This window comes from Corynebacterium tuberculostearicum (assembly GCF_032821615.1).
GTDB lineage: Bacteria > Actinomycetota > Actinomycetes > Mycobacteriales > Mycobacteriaceae > Corynebacterium > Corynebacterium tuberculostearicum_H.
In genome coordinates, this window is the sequence record NZ_JAVBIF010000002.1 from 1 (window position 1) to 22,576 (window position 22,576).

The following is a 22,576-nucleotide window of genomic DNA, read 5'->3' on the forward strand; positions in this document are numbered from 1 at the left end:
GTCATCGAGCTCATCAACGACATCCCCCACACTCAAATCCTGCTATCCATGCCAGGAATCGGACCAAAGACGGCAGCACAAATTCTCATGACCGCGGGCGATATGTCCGACTTTCCGTCAGCTGGGCACCTAGCCTCTTACGCTGGTTTATCGCCCCGAACGAATCAGTCCGGGACCTCGATCATGTCGAACTCACTGAACCGAGCCGGCAATAAAAAATTAAAGAACGCCCTATGGCAATCATCTTTTGCATCGATCAGATTCCACGAGCGTTCCCGGCAATTCTATGAACGAAAGCGCCGTGAAGGCAAGAGACATAACGCCGCAGTAGTAGCACTAGCCCGCAGACGACTCAACGTCCTCTACGCCATGATGCGCAACCACGAGCACTACCACGATCCCACACCATCACAGGAAGACCTAGCCGCCTAGACACTAAGAGTAAAGATAGCCGACCGGGTAAAATCCCAGTCGGCTAGCAGCCATGCCCGAAAACAACACGACCAAACAACCCCGCAGAGAGAATCCGCCCCCAATTTCTCCACCCGCTAGGTTGACAACCTATATAGGAACACCCCCCCACGTAGGACAATCTACAGCGAGATCATGGTCAACTGAGATCGGATGCGGCGACTGGCACACAATCGCAGTTCGACGCGACGGCACAGCCCTCGCAACTGGCAACAATCAGCGAGGGCAGACCGACGTCGCCCGGTGGACACACGTGTCCGGGGTCTTTGCCGGCTACCTGCACACCGTCGGCTTACACGAAGACGGCACCGTCGTCGCCGTCAGCGACGACAGCAGAGGCCAGTGCGAGGTGTCATCGTGGAGAAGCATCACCTCAGTGGCGGCCGGCTCCGTCCATACGCTCGCACTGAGCCAGACCGGAAGGGTCTTCGGAACGGGCGACAACCAGTTCGGCCAGTGCGATGTCCAGTCATGGACCGGCATCACAGCGATCGCAGCCGGAGCGAGACACTCGCTCGGGCTGCGGGCGACCACACCGAGCAGCAATGCAATGTCGACGCCTGGGCCGCTCGACCACAGATGAACTGAAGTCCAGCGTGCCCGATAATCGGCGGTCGATCACACGTTGAATCTAAACTCCACCGAGTTCCGGCACATAGGTACATCTGAACACGGGGTTCACGTGCTCCCCCTCCCCACGGTCAGTGCTCGCCACTGATCAGGGGACACAGGCTCACCCTCGACGTGGGTCAGCCTGCAGGACGCCACGAAGGAGGTACCGCGCCATCACGCCGGCAGGGAACCCGGCTGAGACGCCACATACTAGGGATCTGAAGAGGGCTCGACATGCCAGCGGTCGGCCCCTATTCCTTCGCGAGCACGGCGTTATCCGTCAGGCAGAAGTCATCGTTGATCTTGATGACCAGCGCAACGAGTAGGCGGAGCGCTGTTAGATACGTGTGGCGGTGAACGCGGTCGTCGTCACCGTCTGCCTGTGATCCATGGAGGTAGCGGTTGCGCAGGCTAGGTCCGTTGCTGAACTCCTTATCGTTAAGGAAGTAGTTGAAGTAGCTGACCTCCGCGGCGCTGAGCAGCGTTGATCGATGCGCCAGCCATCCGGCGCTCACCATCTCGTCAATGGCTTTCTGGCCGGCCGCCGAATGATGGAGACAGCTCGTCACCTCGTACTCCCAGAGTTCCTTGAGCACATGCAATTGTGGCGCGCTTGCAAACGCAATTCGGTCACGATCTCCGGTCAGGATGCCCTTCTCGACCAGGAAGTCGATGTTGCGCTGTTGGTACTCGTGGAACTGGTCGTAGGCGATGTCATTGGCGATGACCAAGTGGAGGAAGCTCTCTGCCTCCAGATCGCTGCTGATGTGCACCAATCCGGATTGGTCCGAGAAGAGCAGGTGCTGAATTCCTTGGATGTCCGCGTTGTTGGCAACGTAGGCGTACTTATCCACAACCTGACTCGGGATGTCGCCGTAGGAAAGCTGCTCCGATGTGATTGTCAACAGCTCCGGGTCAACCTCGCCGTAGTCGACATGCAGCGTGAACTGCTTGAGGACGCTCTCCATCTCTGAGAACAGATGGCGGCTCTTCTCAAGGTAGGTAGCGGTCGGGCTGGAGGCGCGGTACTTCAGCCCCTTGGCACCGAACTCCTGCTCAAGGTAGTCCGTGAAGAACCAAGCGATGACCGACTCGAGCTCTATACCTTCGGAGCTGAGGAAGCGCTCGTACATCAAGGTCTGGAGCAAGGACGCCTGATCCTTGAGCCTGAACACCGCCCCCGTCCGGTAGTCGCCCTTGCCCGGCGTACCCATGAACCGCTCGAAGACGCCAAGTTGCGCTCCGTAGGAAGGGAGTTCCAGGAGCATGTGGTCGTTGGCGAACTGGAACAGGTGAACAAAGTTATTCAGGATAGTCGGGTAGTCGAGGTTCTCCGTGAGCCAGGTTCGACTGTAGGAGTACTTGCCAACCATGCCGTCCAAAGACTGGACGACCTCTTCGACCTGATCGGCCGAGATGCCCACTTCGCAGCCGGTCTTGATCCCCTCCGTGGACTCGAACATCTTCTTCGTGAGCGCATCTGCCTTGCGACGAGCCTTTAGCTTCAGTCGTGCATCGACGCCGGTGTTCTTGTCAGCTCGTGCGGATGCGATCAGCTTGACGAAGTTGAGGTTGGGCTCTTCCTCATCGAGGTAGCGGTCAAACAGGCCACGCTGATCCGCGGGAGTGAAGCTCTTCGGAAGATGGATTGGATCCCGCCCCTCGGACTGGAGGAACTTCCGCGCAAGCAGCTCAGCATTGCGCGGCTCATCGAGTAGCAGGGCCCGAATCTCCTGGTCGTAGGCACGCACGAGTGCCTGGCATGAGAGCAGATCGTGCGGGTGGAAACTCTGCTCTTGAAGTGCAGCAAGCACGATCGAGTCAGTGCAGCGCTCGAAGACCTTGTTTTTTCCGAGGAGATCGAGGACGTCTGTGCGGTACTGAAAGTCAACGTCCTGAACGAGCGTTGAGAAGGTGGCGTCAGTCACTTTGCCGAAAAACCTGCCGATGACTTCCCGGATCTCGGGGACGTGCGCCAGAGGCGCGTCTCGCTCTGCTTCGGCCAGGTCCTTCGGGAGAACTTTGTGTTCTAGGAACAACGCGAGATGATGCAACTCAACGATGTCGTTTATGCCTTGATCGCCACGAGTAGCATCGAATTCACGGACGAGCTCTAGGAGGCGGTCGGCCTGCCAGAAGGTTCCGTAGTCGCTGAGGCCGAAGAACTTCAGTCTCTTCTCTGGTCCGCTTTCCGACACTCGAATCTCCCTCCCGGTAGGCGTCACTCTATACAGTTCGGGGGCGCCTAGTGGCACGAATTTGAAGTTGTTGCCTGATCGTACAGCAGTCCCCTTGGGCGGAGCCGTCGTCCACGTCGATCGTCGCGCCGGCTCCTCGTTCTGTCGTGGAAGCGAGCCGAACTAGCGGCGCATCACCCCGAGGCGGACACGACCTACGTCTCGATGGGCATAGTCCCGCGCCCCATCGGGCTCCTCCCCACCGCGGAGCGGCGCACGACGGACGATGTACAACTACGCGGGTAGGCCCCTTGCAAAAGCGCCGGGCACTAGTCCTGACTCAACACTCGACGAGAATCATCAACGAATCTCACTAGTTATTGAAACGGAACTCCACTTGGTTCAAGTCATCCGTGTGACCCCGCGGGCGACCCGCGCCGGGTTGATGTGTGCGTTGGGGTGTGCAGCGGCACAGAGTTTTGGGTGACAGCATCCTTGGCTGGCGCTCCGCGGTGATCACTGCACGGCCTAGTGTGTTGGGTGCGCTGCAACTCATTGGGGGGCTTTTGTCCCTATGAGCGTGTCTTCGATTCGTTCCGGTTTTAAGTCCGCCGCGTACCCACCGTGGTGGTGGGCACTGAGAATTACACGGAACAGGCCATTGCGGCCGGCAGCATTGATGACATGACTGGGTGGCGCGCCTATAAGCTCGGGGTGGTTACGAACCTGTCCAATCCGAAAGCACTCGTGTTCTTCGGCGCGGTTTTCGCGCAGTTTATTCGCCCCGATATGTCGCCCACGTGGACTGTTGCGGTAGCGGTGATCCTCTTGGCGATGTCTGTGACGTGGTTTTCTACCTTTGCGCTCATTGTGCGCGCGGCTTCGCGCTGGATTGCGCATCATTCCGCGGCCATCGATATCGTTTCCGGTTTCATTTTTGCGGTGCTGGGACTCGTTATGGCCGTGGAGGGCATCATCGAGCTCTTTGGTTAGTGCAGGTGGCGGATTTCTATAAAAGAGTTGATATAGGAGCTACCTAAATCACAGAACTTACCTGTTTCGCTGCAGGTGAGAGCGTCCTTATAGTGGCATGCGTTGATCCAATGGCATGCGAGTATGGAGGTGTTAGGTGGCTATTAGCGCCCTCGTGACCTTGATGGGCGTGTGGTTCGCGGCGATGGCCTCGCCGGGCCCAGACGTAGTGCAAATCATTCGCTTAGGTGCGCGTTCTACGCGTGCAGCCGTATGGGCGGCGCTTGGTAGTACCACCGGCCTTACCATTTGGACCGTGGCCTCCTTGGCGGGGCTGTCCGCGCTGATTTCTGCGCATCCTGGGATCCTCGTGGCGCTGCAGGTTCTCGGTGGTTGTTACCTGCTGTGGATGGCCTATACCGCCATTACCGGTGGCATCAAGGAGCGTCGCGCGCCCGCAACCGTCGTGGGCACCGAAACCCGCGCCCCGCAGCCGCGCGGGTTTACACCGGACGGCATCATCAAGGCGGGCACTGCCTATCGCATGGGATTTATCTGCGATCTTTCGAACCCCAAGGTGGTCATCTTCTTTGGCGCCATCTTTGCCAATTTCATCGATCCCGGCATGGGCATCGGCGCCAATCTCATGGTGGGTGCCGTATTGATTCTGGAAAGCCTCGTGCTTTTTGTCGGCGTGGCCTTGAGCACCCGCGCGGTATCGAAGTGGATGGCTAAGAACTCCGCCTGGGTGGATATTGTCAGCGGCGTGGTCTTCCTTCTGCTGGGTGTCATCATCCTTTTTGAGGGAGTGCGTGGACTTATAGCCATGTAATCTGGGGCCATGATTTTTACCACTACCAATACCGTTGATGGCTATGAGATTACGGATTATATCCGCATTATTGCCGGGGAAACGGTCATCGGTATTAATATGCTCAAAGATTTTGGGGCATCCCTCCGCAATATCACTGGTGGGCGCTCCGCCGGGTACGAAAGCGAGGCCATCAAGGCGCGTGAGGCGGCGCTCGATGAGCTGTGGCGCCGCGGGCAGGAGCTCGGGGCCGATGGCGTGGTGGGCATCGCCTTTGATTATTCGCCCATGGGGACGTCGAATGACATGCTGATGGTCACGGCTACCGGCACGGCGGTGAAGCTGCGCGCTAGTGATTAAGGTCGGCAAGAAGACATTGGCCCTGTGCGCTGGGCTATGCGCGGCCGCCGGGCTCATGGCCGGGTGCGAGGACGAGCCGCCGTTGCCGGGAAGCGTGCCGAATGAATCGCACGGCGCGGCCGACGGCTATATCACCACGCTGCCGGACCAAGGCACAACGGCCAATGGACGCTACCAGATCATTAACCTGCAAAATAACCGCAGTTTTGTGGTGCATGTGCCGTTTAATGCCGACAAGCACCATCGCTTGCCCGTGGTCGTGGCTATGCACGGCTATGAGATGGATGCCGGCAATATGTTCAAAGGCACCGATCTCTCCCAGGGCGATGCCATCACGGTGTTCGTCCAAGGCGCGGGCAAGGCGTGGGCACCGGCACCCTATGCGGTAACCAGCTTGGAAGATGACCTCAAGTACGTGGATGACACGATTGATTTCGTCCGGCGCCATTATCCCGCCACGGACACCACCTATGGCGTGGGCTTTTCCAATGGCGGCGGATTCGCCCGCGCGGTGACCTGCAAGCGGCCGGGCCTATTCGATGCGGTGGCCACGGTCTCGGCGGCAAAATATGACCGCGTGGAAAAAGACTGCGCCAGCGAGCCCACCGATTACCTGGATATCCACGGCACCGAGGATGTGCTGATGAAATATGGCGGTGGGCGCCAACACGGAGCGCACTACCACTCGGTCAAACAATCGCTGCGCGGGATTGCGAAAGAGAATGGGTGCAATCCGTTTCCACAGAGGCGTCGGAAAGAAGCAGTGGAGCACTTCACCTGGCGGGTATGTGATGCGCGCACCGAGCAGTACACCATCCACGGCGGCACGCACACGTGGAACGGTGGGGCCACGGACCATTCCGGTTTGGTGAAAGCGGAGTGGACCACCGATACGGTCCTGGATTTCTTCCATATCGCCCACCCGTAGCCAGCGCGGCGCGCGGGCTGGGTAAGCTGGGCGGCATGCTAGACATTCCTATCAACGGCGACTCCATCAAACTGGGCCAGTTCATCAAGCTGGCCAGCTTGGTGGCTACCGGCGGCGAGGCCAAAGAGCTCATCGCAGAAGGCGTGGTCACGGTCAATGGCGAACCCGAAACGCGCCGGGGCGCCACGCTCCACCCAGGCGATGAGGTGTGCATCGAGGATGCCTGCGCGCGCGTGGGCGAGCCGGACGATGACGATGATTACTTTGATGAAGCCACGGCCGACGATGACTTTGATCCGGAAAAGTGGAGGAATATGTAGATGCCAGCATTCGAAGCTGAAGTGGGCATGCCCTACTGGATTGACCTGACCACCTCGGATCCGCGCAAGTCCGCACACTTCTACGAGCAGGTGCTGGGCTGGGAGATTTCCGCCGAGTCCGCAGAGGAAAAGCCCTATCAGATGGCGCGCCTGCAGGGCCTGCCCATCGCCGGGCTTATCCCGCAGCCGGAAGAGGCACCCATGCCGGATACCTGGGTGACCTACTTCCTCTCCAAGGACATTGCGGGCGATTGCCAGCGCGCCGAGAGCCTAGGCGGGCGCATCCTGGTGGAGCCGCAGCAGGTGCAGCTGGGGCACATGGCCCTGCTTGTCGACGCCGCCGGGGGCATGTTCGGCCTCATCCAACCTGCCGGCCCAGAGCACTTCGTGGCCGCCGGCGAGCCCGGCACCCCGGTCTGGCACGAGCTCACCGCTACCTCGGGCTTCCAGAGCGCGATGGATTTTTATGGCGAGCTATTCAACTGGGAGATCCGCGCCATGCAGTCCGAGGATGAGAACTTCATCTATGCCACCGCGGAAGAAGACGGTGCACCGTTTGCCGGCCTGTGGAACGCCGAGGGGCAGTTCCCGCCGCAGGTCCCGAGCTTCTGGCAGACCTATTTGGGCGTGCGCGATATCGACGCCGCTGCGAAGAAGGCCGTGGAACTGGGTGGCGAGGTTATCCGCGAACCGTGGGATTCGCCCTTCGGCCGCATGTGCCTTTTAGCCGATTCCACCGGTGCAACCATCACCCTCGCCGAGGTCGAAGACGCCCCCGAAGAGGAACCGACCGAATCGGATGATGTGCTCGGCCTCGACCCGCAATAATTGCGATGAGTGAGTCGCCACTGGTCAAGCGCGTATTGGCGGTCGTTGCTGTAGTCCCACCCGGCAATGTCACCTCCTATGGCGAGGTGGCCAAGGTGGCCGGCTGCGGTGCGCGCAACGTCGGCACCGTGTTAAAGCGCCACGGCGGCGGTGCTGCATGGTGGCGCGTGGTCCGCGCCGATGGCGCCTCCCACGATCCCGCCCGCGCCGCGGAGTTCTGGGATCGCGAGGCCATCGCGCACGCCAACGGCCGCGTTAAAATGCACGAGCACGGAATCGACGCCCGCGAATTACAGGAGCTGATGGGGTGAGGGCCTGGGTCATTCTCTTTCTTGCGATTGCCAGCGAAGTCGTGGGCACCGTCGCCCTGAAATTCGCCGTGGATCATTTTTGGATCTATGGCGTGGCCGCTTTTTGCTTCATCCTTGCTTTCGTGCTGCTGCACCGCGTGATGCAAGAAGGTGTCAACGTGGGCGTGGCCTATGGTCTCTGGGCATCTGGTGGAGTTATTTCCACTGCTCTGCTTTCCGCCGCGCTCTTTGGCGAGCCGCTCGGTGCAGTAAAACTCGCTGGCATCGCGCTCATTATGGCCGGCGTATTCTGCGTGGAAATGGGCGCGAAACCGCACGAGGATGAAAACCGCACGGTGGAGGTGGCACCGCAATGATCTGGTTCCTGCTTTTCCTCGCCACCGCCATTGAGGTCACCGGCACGTTGTGCCTGCGCATGTCCGCGGTGACCGGCCGTCGCTTCTGGGTTGTGCTCGTCGCCCTGTGTTATGTCAGCGCCTATGGTTTCTTGGCGCTCGTGCTCAAGGCCGGCATGGACCTGGGCGTGGCCTATGGCATCTGGGCGGCTACCGGCGTTGCGCTTACCGCCATCGCCTCATACCTCCTGTTTAAGGAGCCGTTTACCTGGCTAAAATCCCTGGGCGTGGTGCTGATTGTCGGGGGAGTGCTGCTGGTAGAAGCTGGTGCGTAGCACTGACAAAATAAGCACGTTTCGTCTCTCACGGGGGGTGAAAAGGGCGAAACGTGCTTGTTTTGCACAGTGGTCGGTGGCTTTAGCGCACGAAGGCTAGCGCGTCTTCGGTGGTGCTGTGGCTGTAGCTCTCGTCAGCCTTGGCGAGCTTATTGCCACGCAGTACAAGCCACACGCTGGTGGGGTAAAGAATAAGCGCCATGACAACGGCTTGGATGATCGAGGCCGCCTCGGAATCGTGCAGGTAATTCCAGCAAAAGTGCAGGGTGAATGAGGCGGCTAGGGCGCCGAGGAAGACTCCGATGCGCCACCACCCGGGTTTGGCGGCGGCATAGAGCGCCCAGCCGATGCCCCAGCCGGCCAGCGCGGTGAGCAATACGTGTAGGCCAGGGCCGGCGATAAGGCGCAGCCCCCACATTTCAAAAAGCCCCTGGATATCGCTATCAGGATGCATGGTGGCGCCCATGGCGCCGTAGAGGATATTTTCGCAGGCCTCGAAGCCAAGGCCCACCACTGCGCCCACCATCCAGCCATGCCATGGGCGGTTGAGCTGGCGGAAGGACATGAGCACGAAGATCACGCCGGTGGCCTTAGAAATTTCTTCCGGATAGGCACCGCTCCACGACATCATGGCGTCGACCCAGCCGGAGCCAATGGCGAGCTGCATGACCGGCCCAGCGCTGATAAGCGCCAAGGCAACGGCTACTCCGCCGCCCCAAAGGAAAGCCAGCGTGGCCCATAGGCGCGCCGGGCGGGCCCACATGGGGCTGCGTTGCAGCAGGTAGATGACCAGCGCCACGAGTATGGCGGCGATGAGCAGGCTGAGCAGGCCCATCAGGGGAGAAATCAAAAATGTGCTTAGCGTCTGGAAAAAGAAGGCGATGAGTCCGATGCCGGATAGGATCCACAGCGTGGTGCGAAAGAGCTTAGACATCTAGAACATCAACTCCCCGGAGAAGTCAGCGAATTCTGCATCGGCCGCAGCGGGTAGATCCTTTTGGCCGAAGGCATGCCAAATGCGAGAGGCGGTGGCGCGGGCTTGCTCACCCTTGCCGGTCACGGTAACCACCCAATCCTTGTTTTCGTCCTCGCCGGTGCCGTCGAGGGAGAGGGCGGCGGTGGAGGAGGGGGCGTCGGCAAGCAGGAGCGCTCCGTTGGTGCCGTCGAAGGTAGGGGCATCGGCCGGCAGGGGAGCCATGGCGAGGGCGCGAACCATGCGGCGCAAGGTGGTGGCATCGTCTTTGGCATCCTCGGTAAGGGTGGCTTGTACGCTGACATCGCCGCAGTTCCAGCCGATGCTGGCGAGGGATTCATAGTCGCGCTCGCAATAAAGATCGGGAACGTCAATCTCCCAGTCCTGGCTGGGCTCGGCCAGGGTGACCTGCTCGACGTCTGGGGAAGAATCCCCCAGCGCCGCCTGCACGATCATGGGCAGGGCAAGAACCACCGCCACGAACGCAATGACGGCGCAGAAAAGGCGCCGCGGATGCGCTGGAGGAAAGCGATAAAAATTCATGGACCACACCTTATCTTGTCGCTTTGCCCTAGAGTGGCAAGCATGAAAGATCTTTATCAACTAGTCAATGGACCCTGGCTGGAAAGCCACGTTATTCCCGATGACCGCGGCGTGGACGGCACCTTTCACGCGCTGCGCGACGAAGCCGAAGAACTCGTCCACGAAATCGTGGAAAAGGACACCGGCCGACCGGGCAAGCTCTATGCCTCCTTTATGGACATCGAGGGAGTCAATGCGGCCGGCATGGCTCCATTGGATGCGGATCTGGACCGCTTGAGCGCGGCCGACCCAGAGGAATTAGCGCAACGCCTGGGTGAACTCGAGCGCACCGGTGTGGGCTCCCCGGTGACCTTTTGGGTATCCAAGGACTCTGGTTCCGAGGACGCCATTGCCTATGTCATTCAATCCGGCCTGGGCCTGCCGGATGAAGCCTATTACCGTGAGGAAGCCCACGCCGAAACGCTGGCCGCCTATGAAAAGCATGTGGCAGAGATGCTGGAGTTCCTCGACCCAGCCCGCCTTTTCGGCCTGGGCGCCGAGGTAGCCGCCCAGCGCATCGTGGGCCTGGAAAAGGAACTTGCCGCTGGCCATTGGGATGTGGTCTCTACCCGCGATGCGGTCAAGACCTATAACCCGTGTGAGTTTGGTGAGCTGCCCACCATGGCTCGCGCCGTGCTCTCCGGCGGCAACCTGCCGGAGCACCGCGTAGTCAATATGATGCCGTCCTACCTCGAGCACTTCGAGAGCCTTTTTACCTCCGAGCGCATGGCCGATTGGCAGCTGTGGGCCACCTGGCACATCCTGCGCTCCCGCGCGGCCATGCTGCCGGAGGAAGTAGGCGCGAAGAACTTTGAGTTCTACGGCACCAAGCTCTCCGGCGCCACCCAGCAGCGCGACCGGTGGAAGCGCGCGGTAGGCCTGGCTGAGTCCCTCGTGGGCGAAGAGATTGGCCAGGTATTCGTGGATAAGCACTTCCCGGCTTCCTCCAAGCGCGAGATGGATGAGCTGGTGGCCTACCTCATTGCTGCCTACCGCGAGCGCATCTCTCAGCTGGAGTGGATGACCCCGGCCACCCGTGAGCGTGCCTTGGAGAAACTTTCCCAGTTCAAGGCCAAGATTGGCTTCCCGGATTCCTGGCGCGATTATTCCGGCCTCGAGGTCTCCGGCAAGGGCGGGGACCTGCTGGCCAATGCGCGTGCCGGCTCCGCCTTTTCTCATGACTTTGAGCTGGCCAAGATTGGCAAGCCGGCCGATCGCGATGAATGGGTGACTACCCCGCAAACGGTCAACGCCTTTTATAACCCAGTGGTCAATGACATCACCTTCCCGGCGGCAATCCTGCGCCCGCCGTTCTATAACCCGAAGGCCGATGCCGCAGAAAACTTCGGCGCCATCGGTGCTGTCATCGGCCACGAAATTGGCCACGGCTTTGATGACCAAGGCTCGCAGTTTGATGGTCAGGGCAACCTGAACTCCTGGTGGTCCGATGAGGATCGCGCCGCCTTTGAAAAGCTCACCGCCAAGCTGGTGGAGCAGTTCAATGGCCAGGTACCGACGGTGCTCAAGGAGGCCGGCATCGAATCTACTGGGGTGAACGGCAGCTTTACCCTGGGCGAGAACATTGGTGACCTGGGTGGCTTGGGTATCGCCGTGGTGGCTTTTAAGAACTACTGCGCCGATAAAGGCATCGACCTGCAGGGCAAGGAGGAAAAGTTCGAGGTAGACGGTGCTGAGCCAGAGCTGGCTGAGCACACCTACAATGGCCTGCAGCGCTTCTTCCTGTCCTGGGCCCGCGTATGGCGCACCGCCATCCGTCCGGAGATGGCTACGCAGTACCTAGCCATTGACCCGCACTCGCCGGCGGAGTTCCGCTGCAACCTCATTGCGGCCAATATTGCGGAGTTCTACGAGGCCTTTGACGTGGCAGAGGATTCTGCCATGTACATTGCGCCGGAGGATCGCGTCACCATTTGGTAGACCTTTCCGCCGGTAGGCGGTGCGCGTAGGCTCGGTGGCATGACTAACGCAGATGCTAACCAGGATCCGCACCGCCCGCTGGAGCCCGGCCAAGAGTGGCACATCGGCGGTCAAGACCGCCAGATGGGGGAGAAGGAACAGCTCGAGCAGCTCGTTGCCTATATCGACGCCCACTATGACACCCCGGATTTCCGCCCACCGTGGGCTGGGGGTGGCTCCCCCGAGGCGGATCAGTATTGCGCGCTTTTGCCGGATCGCATTACCCATGCGGCAATGATGGTGCTCGGCACTGCGGTGGACCATGCGCTGCCGGGAACTGCGTACACGGATGGCATTACTGTAGAGGAATCCGGGGTGGGCGCTATTTTTCGGCCCACACAGCCCACCGGCCGCTGGGCGGTGTCGCTCCACTCGGGCGGCTGGTGGCGCGGTGCTGGCCAGGCACTAGAGATGCAATGGCGCCCCGAGGTAGCAGCCGCCGCGCAGCTATCTGGCACCACCATCATCGATGTGGACTATCCGCTTGCCCCCGAACACACCGTGGCGGAGATGGTCACTGCCGTGCAGCACGCCATCGACTATGCCCGCAAGCAGGGTGCTTCCAGCGTCACCACTTGGGGATATTCTTCCGGCGCGGCATTGGCGGCGCTTGCGCCTGCCGACGCCCTCCTGCTCACCTTCCCCGATTTCGGCGCCCTGGAAAATCTGCCGGAGGACCTCCGTGCCGGCTATGCAATTCCGGCGGACCTTTCTAAGCTCTGCCCGGATATTTTCGTCCAGACCGCGACCGAGGATGAGATTGCTGCGCGTGTTTCTGTGCCCGGCGCCGTGGCACGCGATTATGTTTCCACCCACCGCGTGTCTACCCCGGCGGTTGCCCGTCAGCGCGTGCGGGATGCGGCCGCGTTCCTGGCAAGAGAGCTAGAAAAATAACAATTGCCTGGAGGTTCCATGCTAAAAGGGAACTAGTTTCAATAGGATCGCGACTAGTTCCGCATGACCATATCCACTCATGGCGCGCTATCGCGCCTGCATAAATTCGCCGGCGTAATCATTGCGCCCTTTCTCATCGTCGCAGCGTTAAGCGGGTTTCTCTATGCCTTGGCGCCCACCTTTGAACCGTGGATTTACCACGATGAGGTGACAGCCACCGCGCAAGGCAGCCCGCGCAGCCTTGATGAACAGATTGCCGCCGCCCAGCGCCAGCACCCGGATGGGACGGTGGTTCGGGTTGAGCCTTCCGAAGACCCGCAAGAGACCACCCGCGTGCTTTTCGACGACCCCACCGCCCCCAATTCCAGCTATACCCACGCTGTCTTTGTAGACCCGGTGGACCTGCACATCACTGGCGAACTACAACAATATGGCGGCTCGCGGGCGCTGCCTTTCCGTACGTGGGCCTCTAATGGCCACCGCACCCTATGGTTGGGCGAGCCTGGCCGCCTCTATGCCGAACTTGCGGCCTCGTGGCTCGGGGCGCTGAGCATCCTCGGTCTCTACCTGTGGCTCAAGCGTAAACAAAGGAATAAGAAGAAGCGCTCCACGGTACTGGCGTTGCACGCCCGCGTGGGTGCCTGGTTGTTGCCGGGCTTCCTCTTTCTTACCGTTACCGGCCTGACATGGTCGCTGGTGGCGGGCACAGGTATTGGCAAGGTGCGGGAGGAACTTAATTGGAAGGAACCGTCCGTGGCGACCTCCGTTGCAGAAGCGGGGGCTAGTACTGGGGCGGGGGAGCATGCCAACCACGCCGGGCACGCGGGTCACGCCGGGCATACGGGACACCACGGTGCCGCAGAACTCGCCGGAGCTCAAACTGCAGAATCGACCGCCCGTAGCCAGGGTTTGACCGGAGTGCTGGAAATGACTCCGCCGGAAAAGCCCGGCGATGCGTGGGGCGTGCGGGAGGCTCGTGCGGCCTTCAAATTACGCAGCGACGCCGTGGCGGTTACTCCGAACGGGGAGGTCATCGACCGCATCAATTCGGCCGATTGGCCGCTTGCCGCGCAGCTTACTTCGTGGCTCATCCAGCTGCACATGGGTACGCTTTTTGGAATCTATAGCCAGGTTGCATTGGCGGTGCTCGCCCTCGGCCTGCTCGTGGTGAGCATTGCGGGCCTGTGGATGTGGTGGAAGAAACCGCGCCGCAGCCTGCCCGAGCTAAAAATTACCCCCGCCGTGCTGGCGGGGGTGGTGGCCTACTCAATCACCGCGCCTCTCTTTGGCGCTTCGCTATTGCTCTTTTTCGTAGGTGATTGGATCGTGCGGCGCCTGCGCGCCCCGAAGCGGGATCGGGGCGCGGCCGCTGGGGAGGTTACTCCTCGCCCTCGGGGCGAATCTTCATCTCGGAGTCTTTCCACAGTCCGGAACGGGTAACGTCCTCATAATCAATCTCGGCTGGCACTGGGGCATTGCCCTGTGAATCGGTACGCAGTTCGTACTTTTCAATGGCACCCCAGTCGCGGGCCCAATCATTATTGAGGTAGCTCGGGATCTCATAGGAGTAGTTGACCGCCTCCGCGGTGGACATGGCACCACCACCAGAGAAGGATTGGAAGTCCGTCAGCGAGGTCTGTGCCGAGGAGTCCGGCAGGATGCGATACTCCGGGATTTCCGTGACGCCGGCAAAGTGGTCAAAGGTGCGCTGGCACGGGAACTGTAGGGCTACGGCCCAGTCCAATAGCGCCGGGGTGTCCTTGGAGAACTGGTTATTGATGGTGTCCAGCTCTGGGACGCGCGGCGGAGTAAAGGCCAGCCAGTCATCCTCATCGGTGGAATCATCCGTTGCTACCAGGCGCACCACGTTGGCATCCTTTGGCAACTTATCCAGCGGTAGGCGCAGGTTGCGCCACTTGGGCGTGGCGCCGACGGCGGAGAGTTCTTCCTCGCCGGTGTTGGTGACCTTGCCGGAGTCATCGATGGTGCCGTACTCGAGGCTAAGCTTCATGCCTTCCTGCTCTACCCCGTTGACATCGTGGTGGTAGATATTGCCGGCTGCAGATACGGCGAGAACCGGGGTATTGTCCTTGACCTCTGGCAGGTTGTACCACTTAGTGGTCACCTCAGAGGTGGAGTCTTGGTCTTCGTTATAGGAACCGAGCACCGGCACCTTGGTGTAATCCAGGTTGAACGGCAGGTGCATGGTGGAACCATTGACGCCCTGGGTGCCGCGCACGCCGCCCTCAGAGGTATTGGTGGTTTCCTTGGACTTCTTTTCCTTCTTTTCCTTCGACTCCTGGGAATCGGCGGAACCGCTCGCGCCGCCGGATTCAGCATCCGCGCCGGAGGTAGCGGTCTCGGCGCTATCGGAGGAGGAATCGCTGGAGCCATCGGCGATGGCACCCACGGAGGCGGAGTTCTGGTTTTCCGGCTCGATGGATTCGGGGATGAAGTTCGGATCGAAACCAGTGTGGGTTTCGTCCTCATCCACCAGGGAATCGCCCAAGTCGCCATCCACCGGGGTCAGGAAGGAATCATTGGTATTGGTCTCCACCATGGTCTGATCCGCTAGCGCGCAGGTATTGCCGCGCAGGGAAGCCAGGTTGCCCTTGCCCACGGAGTAGGAATCCGCCTGGGAGACGGTGGCCTTGGCAAAGGAAGCACAAGAAAGCGCTACCACGATGGCGCAGGCCACGGCGATGGGCGCGGACATGATGCCGGCCGAACGCGAGACCTTGGCGGCGGCATTCTTTTCAAACTCAGCGAGCGCGCCAGCCTCTTCCGCCTGGGACTTGCGGTAGCTATGGCGCAGGGACTGCACCACGCCGATGGCGAAGATGATGAGGGCGATGGCGAGCAGCACCTTATTAGCCTCGATGGCCTTGAGCTGCACCGTGCGATCCCACCATGGAATGCCAAAGGAGGATACGTACCACCACGCGTTCCAGCCGGCGAAGGAGATGGCGAGCAAGAAGACCACCGCGGCGATGGCGAAGGTGCGAGCGCGCGGCGAACGCAGCGCAAACTGGGAGAGCACCACAGCACCGAGGGCGGCGATGACACCGGCCACGCCGGCGTAGATGCCAAAGTGGTGGGTCCACTTGGTGGGGGTGAACATGAGGAAGAACATGGACAGCGCCACGATGATGAGCAGGCGCTGGGTCGGGCCGACGGCAGCACCAACGACGCGACGGTTCTTGATAAAGGCCGCCACGATGAGCACCAGGCAGAAGAGCATGGTGAAGACCGCGAAGCGGCGGGTCAGCGAGCCATCCACGGATTCCTGGAAGAGGGTGGAGTAGCGCGCGTACTCGGCGTACCACGGCAGGGAGGGGCCGACCTCGGAGCGCACGCGGGTGGATTCCAGCACGGTGGAGAGCGTTTGGTCACCAAAGGCGGCGACCATGATGGCGGTGCCAGCGCTCAGGAACGGCGCAATGAGCGAAAGCCAGCCCAGGGCGCCACCGCCCATGGATGGCACGCGCTCGGCCATGGCGCGGAAGAGGTGCGGCAGGCTGACCAGGAAGACGCCCACGGCAAAAAGGCCGGTGGGGCCGGCGGCCAGAGTGATGGTTGCGGCGATGGTGCCCACGGCCGCGGGAAGCAGGCGGCGGGTGGCAATGGCGCGCTCGAAGGAAGCCCAGGTAAACATCACGCCGAGCGCCACGATGGGCTCCGGGCGAGTGCCGTTGTTATACGGCAGCCAGAAGGCCAGGAACATCAGCGCTGCGGTCCAGTGGGCGACCCGGCGGCCGTCGACAAGCTGGCCAAAGCGCGGCAGCATCTCGCGGGAGAGGATAAACCAGATAATGAGCCCGGAAATCAGGCCCGGCAGGCGCACGAAGACCGAGGCGGTAGAAATCTGGGAGAGTACGGCAACCAAGTCATAGTAAGGAGCGCCAAAGGGCGCCTCCGGCACGCCGTACCAGCGGTAGTAATTGGCCATGTAGGTCGCGTGATCGAAGACGCGGCTCATGGAGAAGATGAAGCCATCATCGGAGGTATTGGCGCCGAGGATGTACCAGAATCCCAAAATGGCGGCGACCACGCCATCGAGCGGGCGTACCTTCTTCCACGTCTCGGGCATGAAGCCGAAGCGGCGGCCATCGAGGCGGTCGATGCGCCACAGGCAGAACAGGGACACGACCACCATGGCGATGCCCAGCCACATGGCAATGGTCTTGAGCAACGTCGGGGACGAGGTAAAGCGGGAGTTGATATCGACGTGGACATTGAGGCCGTCGTCAAGCAGGGCTTGCACGTCAGCCTTATCGTCGATTTCGGTATAGACGCCGGTGACCTGCGGGCGCAGATCCTCCTCGGTGGTCTTTTCATGCTCGCCCACGCTCACGGAGGTGCCATCGCCCGTAGCGGAAATTTCAATCTTGGCGTCCTTGGGGAGCTTGGCTACCTCTTTGGCGTTGAGGGTAAGCAGCACCTCATCCAAGGACACAACGGACAGGCCCTCGTCATTCACGCGGACGAAAAGGCCGCGGTTGGAGGCCTTCTTGGACTCCGGCGGGACGGTGCCGTAGACCATCGACTGGCCCTCGCGCAGCTCATCGACTGCGGAGATGGGGATGCTGGCCTTTAGGTCCTCCGGGGCGACGGAAATGAGCGGCGCGTTGATGGACTGCACGGAATCATGCTGCGGCCAATCATAAGAGGACTGGGTTTGGGTCACCGGCAGTAGCGGGGTCGCTACAAAACACAGGAAACCAATCAGCCCGGCAATGATTGCGGTCCACCGCAGGCCCGCAGGGGCGGCGGTGAAGCGGGAGCCGTCAGCGGCAGGTCGCGCTTGGGTGGTATTCGTAGTGAGGCTATCTGACACGGCGATTAGTTTACGTCAGATAACCCCCTCGGCCCGCGGGCACACCCTGCCGCGGGCGGGAAGTGTGGGTGAACTTACTTGGTGCGAACGGCTGTTACAAAGGGGCCGGTTTGCTGCAACTTCCAGCCCTTATCAAAAACGTCGGCATTGAAGAAGACCGCGCGGTAGCGAATATTCGGCTGGTTGGGATAGATATCTTCTGCCAGGTGGAACTTGAAGCCATCGTCCTTGTTTTCCAGGTCGCCGCGGAAAATCATGACTTCCGGGCTGCGCCAGGGAGCAGAATCCAAGGCCTTGCGGAACTCATCCGGCTGCATATCCCAGGAATCATTGGCCCAAGTTTCAATCTGCTCGTTGCGGGTGCTGAACTCGCCCAAGGGATTGGCGTAGTGGCTGGTAAAGGCGTTAAAGCCCCAGTAGGGGTAATAAGACATGAAGGTCTTTTCATCCGTAAGCACCACCGTCTCATCCGGCGTATAGCCCTGGTCCTGAATGAAGTTGTGGATATCCAGGTAGTAGTGGGCGGAATCGCTGGTGAAGCGGTCCGCGCGCTCGCCATAGCCATCGGTATCGCTATAGGCGTGATCGATGGCGTCCTCGTTGGCCTCCGGGATCTGCTGCGCATAGAAGACGCCGGCCAGGGCCAAGATGATGCCAAAGACCGCGGTGATCTGCTTATTGGTGGTGTGGGAGAAACGCGCCGGGTAGAGGCGGTGCACGCCGAGTAGGCGAATCTCTGCCAGGGCCAGGATGCCTGCGGTGGCAAAGAGGAGCACCACAATCACCTCGAGGCGGAAGCTAAGCAGCGTGGTGCCGGCCAGCGTTGCCACCATAGACACCACGGTCCACAGGTAGGTGCCAAGGAGGGAGATGCCCAGCGCGCGTACCTCCACGTCATTGAGGCGGATGACGATGTAAATAAGGCCCATGAGGCAGAGGAAGCCCACAATGCTGAAAGACAAGAAAGGCACTGGAATTTGCGTGCCTTCCTCCGGCAGGTAGTGCTGCGCGGTGGTCTGCAGTGGCACCGGTGAGTGCATGACCGACCATACGTAGGGTCCCCAGGCGATGAGCGCGATGGCAATGGAGCCTACCGCCATGATCACCAGCCGCAGGATGGGGCGCCACGTATGCTCATAGAGCGCGGTAAATAGCGCGATGAGGCTGACTACTGTAAGTGCTGCGGCACCGGTGAAAAGGGTATAGAACGTAGCGGAAATTCCCAGGTAGAGCGTTATTCCCAGGGTGGCCAGCCAGGAGCCGCGGAAGGCGCGGGCGCTCAGTACCGCAATGGCGGGCAGCCCCATGGCAATGACCGCGGAATAGGGCTCCTCGGCCGCGATGGTGAGCGTAATTGCGGTGGTCACCAGGGCGATGGCGGTGGCGACCGGCAGGGAACTGGTCAGGCGTTGCCAGATGGGCACCAAAATACATCCGGCCACGGCAATGGAGATGAGCGCCCAGGGCTGGTAGACCTCCCAGCCCGGAATTCCCATGAGCGCACCCAAGCGGCCGCCCAACCAGAACCAGCCAATCGGATAGAAGGACGGCATGTCCTGGTAGTTCATGTCCGCATAGCCCATCTCATCCACGGAGCGGGTGAGGAACTGGGTGCGGAAGGCCTGGTCTACCTGCACGCCATCGAGCCACAAGCGGGAGGCGGACAGCGGCAGGCCCACGGCAGCCAGGGTCAACAGCGCCGGGGAGAGATAGGTGACCGCGTAGGTCAGCCAGGACCGCCAGCGCGGCCGGGTAAAGGACTCCTTGTAGTGGTCATAGAGCCACCACACGCACAGCCCGCCGGCCAGGGCCAGCGTGAGTACCACTCCCACCGTGGTCAACGCGCGGGTGACCATGGAGGTATTAAAGGACGGCAGCGAGACCGTCTTGAAGGCAAACCAGCCCAGCAGCGTTACCACGCCACCGGCCAGGGCGGCCAGCACAATACCCAGCAAGGTCGCGCGAGGGGTCAGCGCATCGGCGCGGTAGGCTTCGGTGCGGTTATCCTCGCTCACGGGCGTTGACTGGGCGGGTACAGCGGTGCTTGTCATGCCCATTAGTTTCGCATACCCAAGCCCCACAGCCCAGATTTGGCGCGGGCAGGACAGCACTTGCTTGGCGGCATCCCCCTGATACACCACCGCCCCCGTCACCTCCCTCGCCACTGGGTGCGGCGAGAGGTAGAGCGGGGGCGGGGCGGTTACGCCTACGCGGAAAGCTGCGGCGTTTAGAACGGCAGCTTGCGGAAGATGGCCTGCGGGATGAACTTGAATGCCAAAGAAACGTACTCAAATAGCGGGTGTACGAAGATGGACTGCTTGCCCTCGAGCACGGCCTTGACGGTGGCCTCGGCAACGTCGGAGACGTTGACGGTCAGTGGGGCGTCGCCAGCCTCGGCGGACATCTTGGTGCGCACCTGGCCTGGGCGCACAACCAGCACGTTGGCGCCGGTGCCGCGTAGGGCCTCGCCCAGGTTGATGTAGAAGCCGTCCACGCCGGCCTTGGAGGCGCCGTAGACAAAGTTGGAACGGCGCACGCGCATGCCTGCCACGGAGGACATAGCGATGATGGTGCCGTGGCCCTGGTGCTTGAACTTCTCGCCCAAGAGCACGCCTACGGACACCGGTGCGGTGTAGTTGGTCTGTGCGGAGGCAACGGCCTTGTCGTGGTTCTGCCACAGCTCTTCCTGGTCACCCAGGGTGCCGAAGGCAACGATGGCCACGTCGACGTCGCCGCGGGCCCAGGCCTTATTAATAACGTCCGGGTGGGAATCGAAGTCGGTGGCATCGAAGTCCAGGACCTCTACGTCAGCGCCACGGGATTCCAGGTCATCCTTGGCCTGGGCGATGCGTGGGGACTCCGGGCGGGCGGCCAGGGTGACCTTGGCCGGGCCGCGCTGCAGGAACTCGGAGACGACGCCGAGGCCGATCTCGGAGGTGCCGCCCAGAAGCAGGATGTGTTGTGCTTGGCCTACTGCATTAAGCATGGTCAGTAAATCTCCTTCAAGGTGTTATTTCCAGTGATTAGTGCAGCTCGAGGCGGCGGGACATATCGGAGGCAAAGACGCCGGTCGGGTCGATCTCGTTGCGGGTCTTCAGCCAGCCTTCCATGCCCGGGTACATCTTGTGGAAGTTCTCCGCGGAGGTGCGGGATTCCTTGGCCAGGTAGAGGCGGCCGCCGAATTCCATCACGCGGCGGTCCAGGTCATCCAGGAACTTGCCCAGGCCCGGACGGATGGGGAAGTCCACGCAGACGTTCCAGCCCGGCATTGGGTAGGACAGCGGCGCGCGGTTGCCTTCACCGAAGAGCTTGAACACGTTGAGGGCGGAGTAGTGGCCGGAGCGCTGCATATCGCGGATGATCTCCTTGAACGGCTCCACAGCCTCGGTCGGTACCACGAACTGGTACTGCAGGAAGCCCTTGGAACCGTAGCCGCGGTTCCACTCGCCGATGAGATCCAGCGGCTGGTAGAACTGCGTCAGGTTCTTGACCTGGTTCTTCGCCGGTGCACCCATGGTGTAGTATGCCAAGCCCACGGCGGAGAGGGAGAGCTTATTCATGGTCCAGGACGGGAAGATATCCGGCACCGTCATCAGCTGCGGCGCATTGAACTTCAGTGGATCCTTGGCCAGCTTCGGGGCGAGCTCTTCCAGCTGTGCCAAGGTGGCCAGCGAACCGCGGGAAATGGTGGAGCGACCCAGCTTTGGTTCTGGGGAAATGACATCGAACCAGGCGGAAGAATAAGTGTAGTTGTGCTCAGAACCATCGGAGTGGAACGCGATGGTCTCATCCAAGTTATCGGTGCGGTCCGTATCCGCGATGAAGTAGGCGGTTTCCGTCTTGGTCATGCGGATGGTGGCGCGCAAGATGATGCCGGTCAGGCCCATGCCGCCAACGGTGGCCCAGAAGAGGTCGCCGCTCGGGTCATCCGCGGAGCCCTCCGGGGTCAGGTGCAGCACGCGGCCATCGGCCACGAGCAGCTCCATGGAGACCACGTGGTCACCAAAGGAACCGGCGGAGTGGTGGTTCTTGCCGTGGATATCCGGGCCGATTGCGCCACCGATGGTGACCTGGCGGGTACCCGGCAATACCGGAACCCACAGGCCATACGGCAAGGCAGCCTTCATCAGCTGGTCTAGGGTGACACCACCATCGACGTCCACCAGAGCGGACTCCGGGTCGATGGAGTGGATCTTATTGAGTTTTTGCATGTCTATGACCAGGCCGCCGCCATTTTGGGCGGGGTCACCGTAGGAGCGGCCCATACCGCGGGCGATGACGCCGCGGCGCAGGTGGGCGGGCTTATCCGAGTTATCTTCTGCAACCTGGGCCACGGCCTTCTTGATGACGTCCACGTCTTCGGTGGCGAGAACGTGGGCGGTCGTCGGGGCGGTGCGGCCCCAGCCGTGCAGGGACTTTTCAGTAGTATGTAATTCCATCTCTTACTCTTTGCTCGACGGATTTATGTCGCTTCTCTAGCCTACCTAGCTCACAGGAGGGTGGCTGGAGTGGCGCGAGTGATATTCGGAACAAAACGGACGCTTGTACTGCCCGAATGTGACCGTTTACAGATCCATGAGCGCGCGGATCTCCTCCGGCAGTTCCTCCTGGGATTCAATAATCGGGCCGTCGTACTCCCGCAAAAGCCCATAGACGCGAGCGCGGGAGGAGGAATCCAGCATGGGCAACTCCTCTGCCATAAGCCGCGTCATGAAAGGGTTCAACGGCACATCGGTATGCTCCGTGGCCTCGAAGTGGCCGTTGCGCTTATCATCCTCTGCGCGCCCGTCCTGCGCTGCCTGCTGCGCCGGCGTCATATGCTTTGTCTTTTCCGAGTACATGCGCATTAGCTT

Annotated in this window: 22 protein-coding genes; 14 read left to right on the plus strand and 8 right to left on the minus strand. The window is 61.0% G+C overall.

What is annotated here, in order from left to right:
• Nucleotides 1–432, plus strand: a 432-nt coding sequence (locus RAE09_RS02795) for a transposase (RefSeq protein WP_316980883.1), incomplete at its 5' end; no start/stop codon positions are given.
• Between the two features lie 52 nt (nt 433–484).
• Complete coding sequence (locus tag RAE09_RS11895) at nt 485–1,054, plus strand: RCC1 domain-containing protein (protein WP_394371983.1); 570 nt, start codon at nt 485–487, stop codon at nt 1,052–1,054.
• Between the two features lie 280 nt (nt 1,055–1,334).
• Here the strand turns inward: RAE09_RS11895 and RAE09_RS02800 are convergent, their stop codons facing one another.
• Nucleotides 1,335–3,338, minus strand: coding sequence for a hypothetical protein (locus RAE09_RS02800; RefSeq protein WP_316980884.1), 2,004 nt, complete (start codon nt 3,336–3,338; stop codon nt 1,335–1,337).
• Nucleotides 3,339–3,890: 552 nt separating this feature from the next.
• Here RAE09_RS02800 and RAE09_RS02805 point away from each other — a divergent pair.
• The 9 genes from RAE09_RS02805 (at nt 3,891) to RAE09_RS02845 (ending at nt 8,460) form a co-directional block, all read left to right on the plus strand.
• Nucleotides 3,891–4,253, plus strand: coding sequence for a LysE family translocator (locus RAE09_RS02805; RefSeq protein WP_316980885.1), 363 nt, complete (start codon nt 3,891–3,893; stop codon nt 4,251–4,253).
• Nucleotides 4,254–4,389: 136 nt separating this feature from the next.
• The gene (locus RAE09_RS02810; protein ID WP_005323229.1) at nt 4,390–5,064 is read left to right on the plus strand and encodes a LysE family translocator; all 675 of its coding nucleotides are present in this window, start codon (nt 4,390–4,392) and stop codon (nt 5,062–5,064) included.
• Between the two features lie 9 nt (nt 5,065–5,073).
• Nucleotides 5,074–5,403: a YbjQ family protein gene (locus RAE09_RS02815; protein ID WP_316980886.1), complete on the plus strand. Its 330-nt coding sequence runs from the start codon at nt 5,074–5,076 to the stop codon at nt 5,401–5,403.
• Entirely contained in the window at nt 5,396–6,331 is a 936-nt protein-coding gene (locus RAE09_RS02820) for an alpha/beta hydrolase family esterase (RefSeq protein ID WP_316980887.1), read from the plus strand. Before RAE09_RS02815 ends, RAE09_RS02820 begins: the two co-directional genes overlap by 8 nt.
• Nucleotides 6,332–6,366: 35 nt before the next feature.
• Entirely contained in the window at nt 6,367–6,651 is a 285-nt protein-coding gene (locus RAE09_RS02825) for an RNA-binding S4 domain-containing protein (protein WP_150851437.1), read from the plus strand.
• Entirely contained in the window at nt 6,652–7,479 is an 828-nt protein-coding gene (locus tag RAE09_RS02830; RefSeq protein WP_316980888.1) for a VOC family protein, read from the plus strand.
• Between the two features lie 5 nt (nt 7,480–7,484).
• Nucleotides 7,485–7,790 carry an MGMT family protein gene (locus RAE09_RS02835; protein ID WP_316980889.1) on the plus strand — a complete coding sequence of 102 codons (306 nt, stop codon included), beginning with the start codon at nt 7,485–7,487 and terminating at the stop codon, nt 7,788–7,790.
• Nucleotides 7,787–8,146, plus strand: coding sequence for a DMT family transporter (locus RAE09_RS02840; RefSeq protein WP_316980890.1), 360 nt, complete (start codon nt 7,787–7,789; stop codon nt 8,144–8,146). The genes RAE09_RS02835 and RAE09_RS02840 overlap by 4 nt, the downstream gene beginning before the upstream one ends.
• Nucleotides 8,143–8,460: a DMT family transporter gene (locus RAE09_RS02845; protein ID WP_239206325.1), complete on the plus strand. Its 318-nt coding sequence runs from the start codon at nt 8,143–8,145 to the stop codon at nt 8,458–8,460. Before RAE09_RS02840 ends, RAE09_RS02845 begins: the two co-directional genes overlap by 4 nt.
• A gap of 82 nt (nt 8,461–8,542) precedes the next feature.
• On the opposite strand, the gene RAE09_RS02850 is transcribed toward RAE09_RS02845, so the two are convergent.
• The gene (locus RAE09_RS02850) at nt 8,543–9,394 is read right to left on the minus strand and encodes a PrsW family intramembrane metalloprotease (RefSeq protein WP_316980891.1); all 852 of its coding nucleotides are present in this window, start codon (nt 9,392–9,394) and stop codon (nt 8,543–8,545) included.
• Complete coding sequence (locus RAE09_RS02855; RefSeq protein WP_316980892.1) at nt 9,395–9,976, minus strand: hypothetical protein; 582 nt, start codon at nt 9,974–9,976, stop codon at nt 9,395–9,397. It abuts the gene before it with no gap.
• Nucleotides 9,977–10,018: 42 nt separating this feature from the next.
• Between RAE09_RS02855 and RAE09_RS02860 the strand changes: the two genes are divergently transcribed.
• The 3 genes from RAE09_RS02860 to RAE09_RS02870 all read left to right on the plus strand — a co-directional run bounded on the left by RAE09_RS02860 (nt 10,019) and on the right by RAE09_RS02870 (nt 14,326).
• Nucleotides 10,019–11,953, plus strand: a complete 1,935-nt coding sequence (locus RAE09_RS02860) for a M13 family metallopeptidase (protein ID WP_316980893.1) — start codon at nt 10,019–10,021, stop codon at nt 11,951–11,953.
• A 39-nt stretch (nt 11,954–11,992) separates the two neighbouring features.
• Complete coding sequence (locus RAE09_RS02865; RefSeq protein WP_316980894.1) at nt 11,993–12,886, plus strand: alpha/beta hydrolase fold domain-containing protein; 894 nt, start codon at nt 11,993–11,995, stop codon at nt 12,884–12,886.
• Nucleotides 12,887–12,949: 63 nt separating this feature from the next.
• Complete coding sequence (locus RAE09_RS02870) at nt 12,950–14,326, plus strand: PepSY-associated TM helix domain-containing protein (RefSeq protein ID WP_316980895.1); 1,377 nt, start codon at nt 12,950–12,952, stop codon at nt 14,324–14,326.
• Here RAE09_RS02870 and RAE09_RS02875 read toward each other — a convergent pair.
• From RAE09_RS02875 to RAE09_RS02895, 5 genes are all read right to left on the minus strand, one after another.
• Nucleotides 14,265–17,723, minus strand: coding sequence for an arabinosyltransferase domain-containing protein (locus RAE09_RS02875; RefSeq protein WP_316980896.1), 3,459 nt, complete (start codon nt 17,721–17,723; stop codon nt 14,265–14,267). The genes RAE09_RS02870 and RAE09_RS02875 overlap by 62 nt on opposite strands.
• A gap of 74 nt (nt 17,724–17,797) precedes the next feature.
• Complete coding sequence (locus tag RAE09_RS02880) at nt 17,798–19,774, minus strand: galactan 5-O-arabinofuranosyltransferase (protein ID WP_316980897.1); 1,977 nt, start codon at nt 19,772–19,774, stop codon at nt 17,798–17,800.
• A gap of 176 nt (nt 19,775–19,950) precedes the next feature.
• Nucleotides 19,951–20,709 carry a decaprenylphospho-beta-D-erythro-pentofuranosid-2-ulose 2-reductase gene (locus tag RAE09_RS02885; RefSeq protein ID WP_250413170.1) on the minus strand — a complete coding sequence of 253 codons (759 nt, stop codon included), beginning with the start codon at nt 20,707–20,709 and terminating at the stop codon, nt 19,951–19,953.
• Nucleotides 20,710–20,746: 37 nt separating this feature from the next.
• On the minus strand, nt 20,747–22,162 hold the full coding sequence (locus tag RAE09_RS02890) for an FAD-binding oxidoreductase (protein ID WP_284836009.1): 1,416 nt from the start codon (nt 22,160–22,162) through the stop codon (nt 20,747–20,749).
• Nucleotides 22,163–22,288: 126 nt separating this feature from the next.
• Nucleotides 22,289–22,564: a hypothetical protein gene (locus RAE09_RS02895; RefSeq protein WP_316980898.1), complete on the minus strand. Its 276-nt coding sequence runs from the start codon at nt 22,562–22,564 to the stop codon at nt 22,289–22,291.
• Nucleotides 22,565–22,576: the final 12 nt, after the last annotated feature.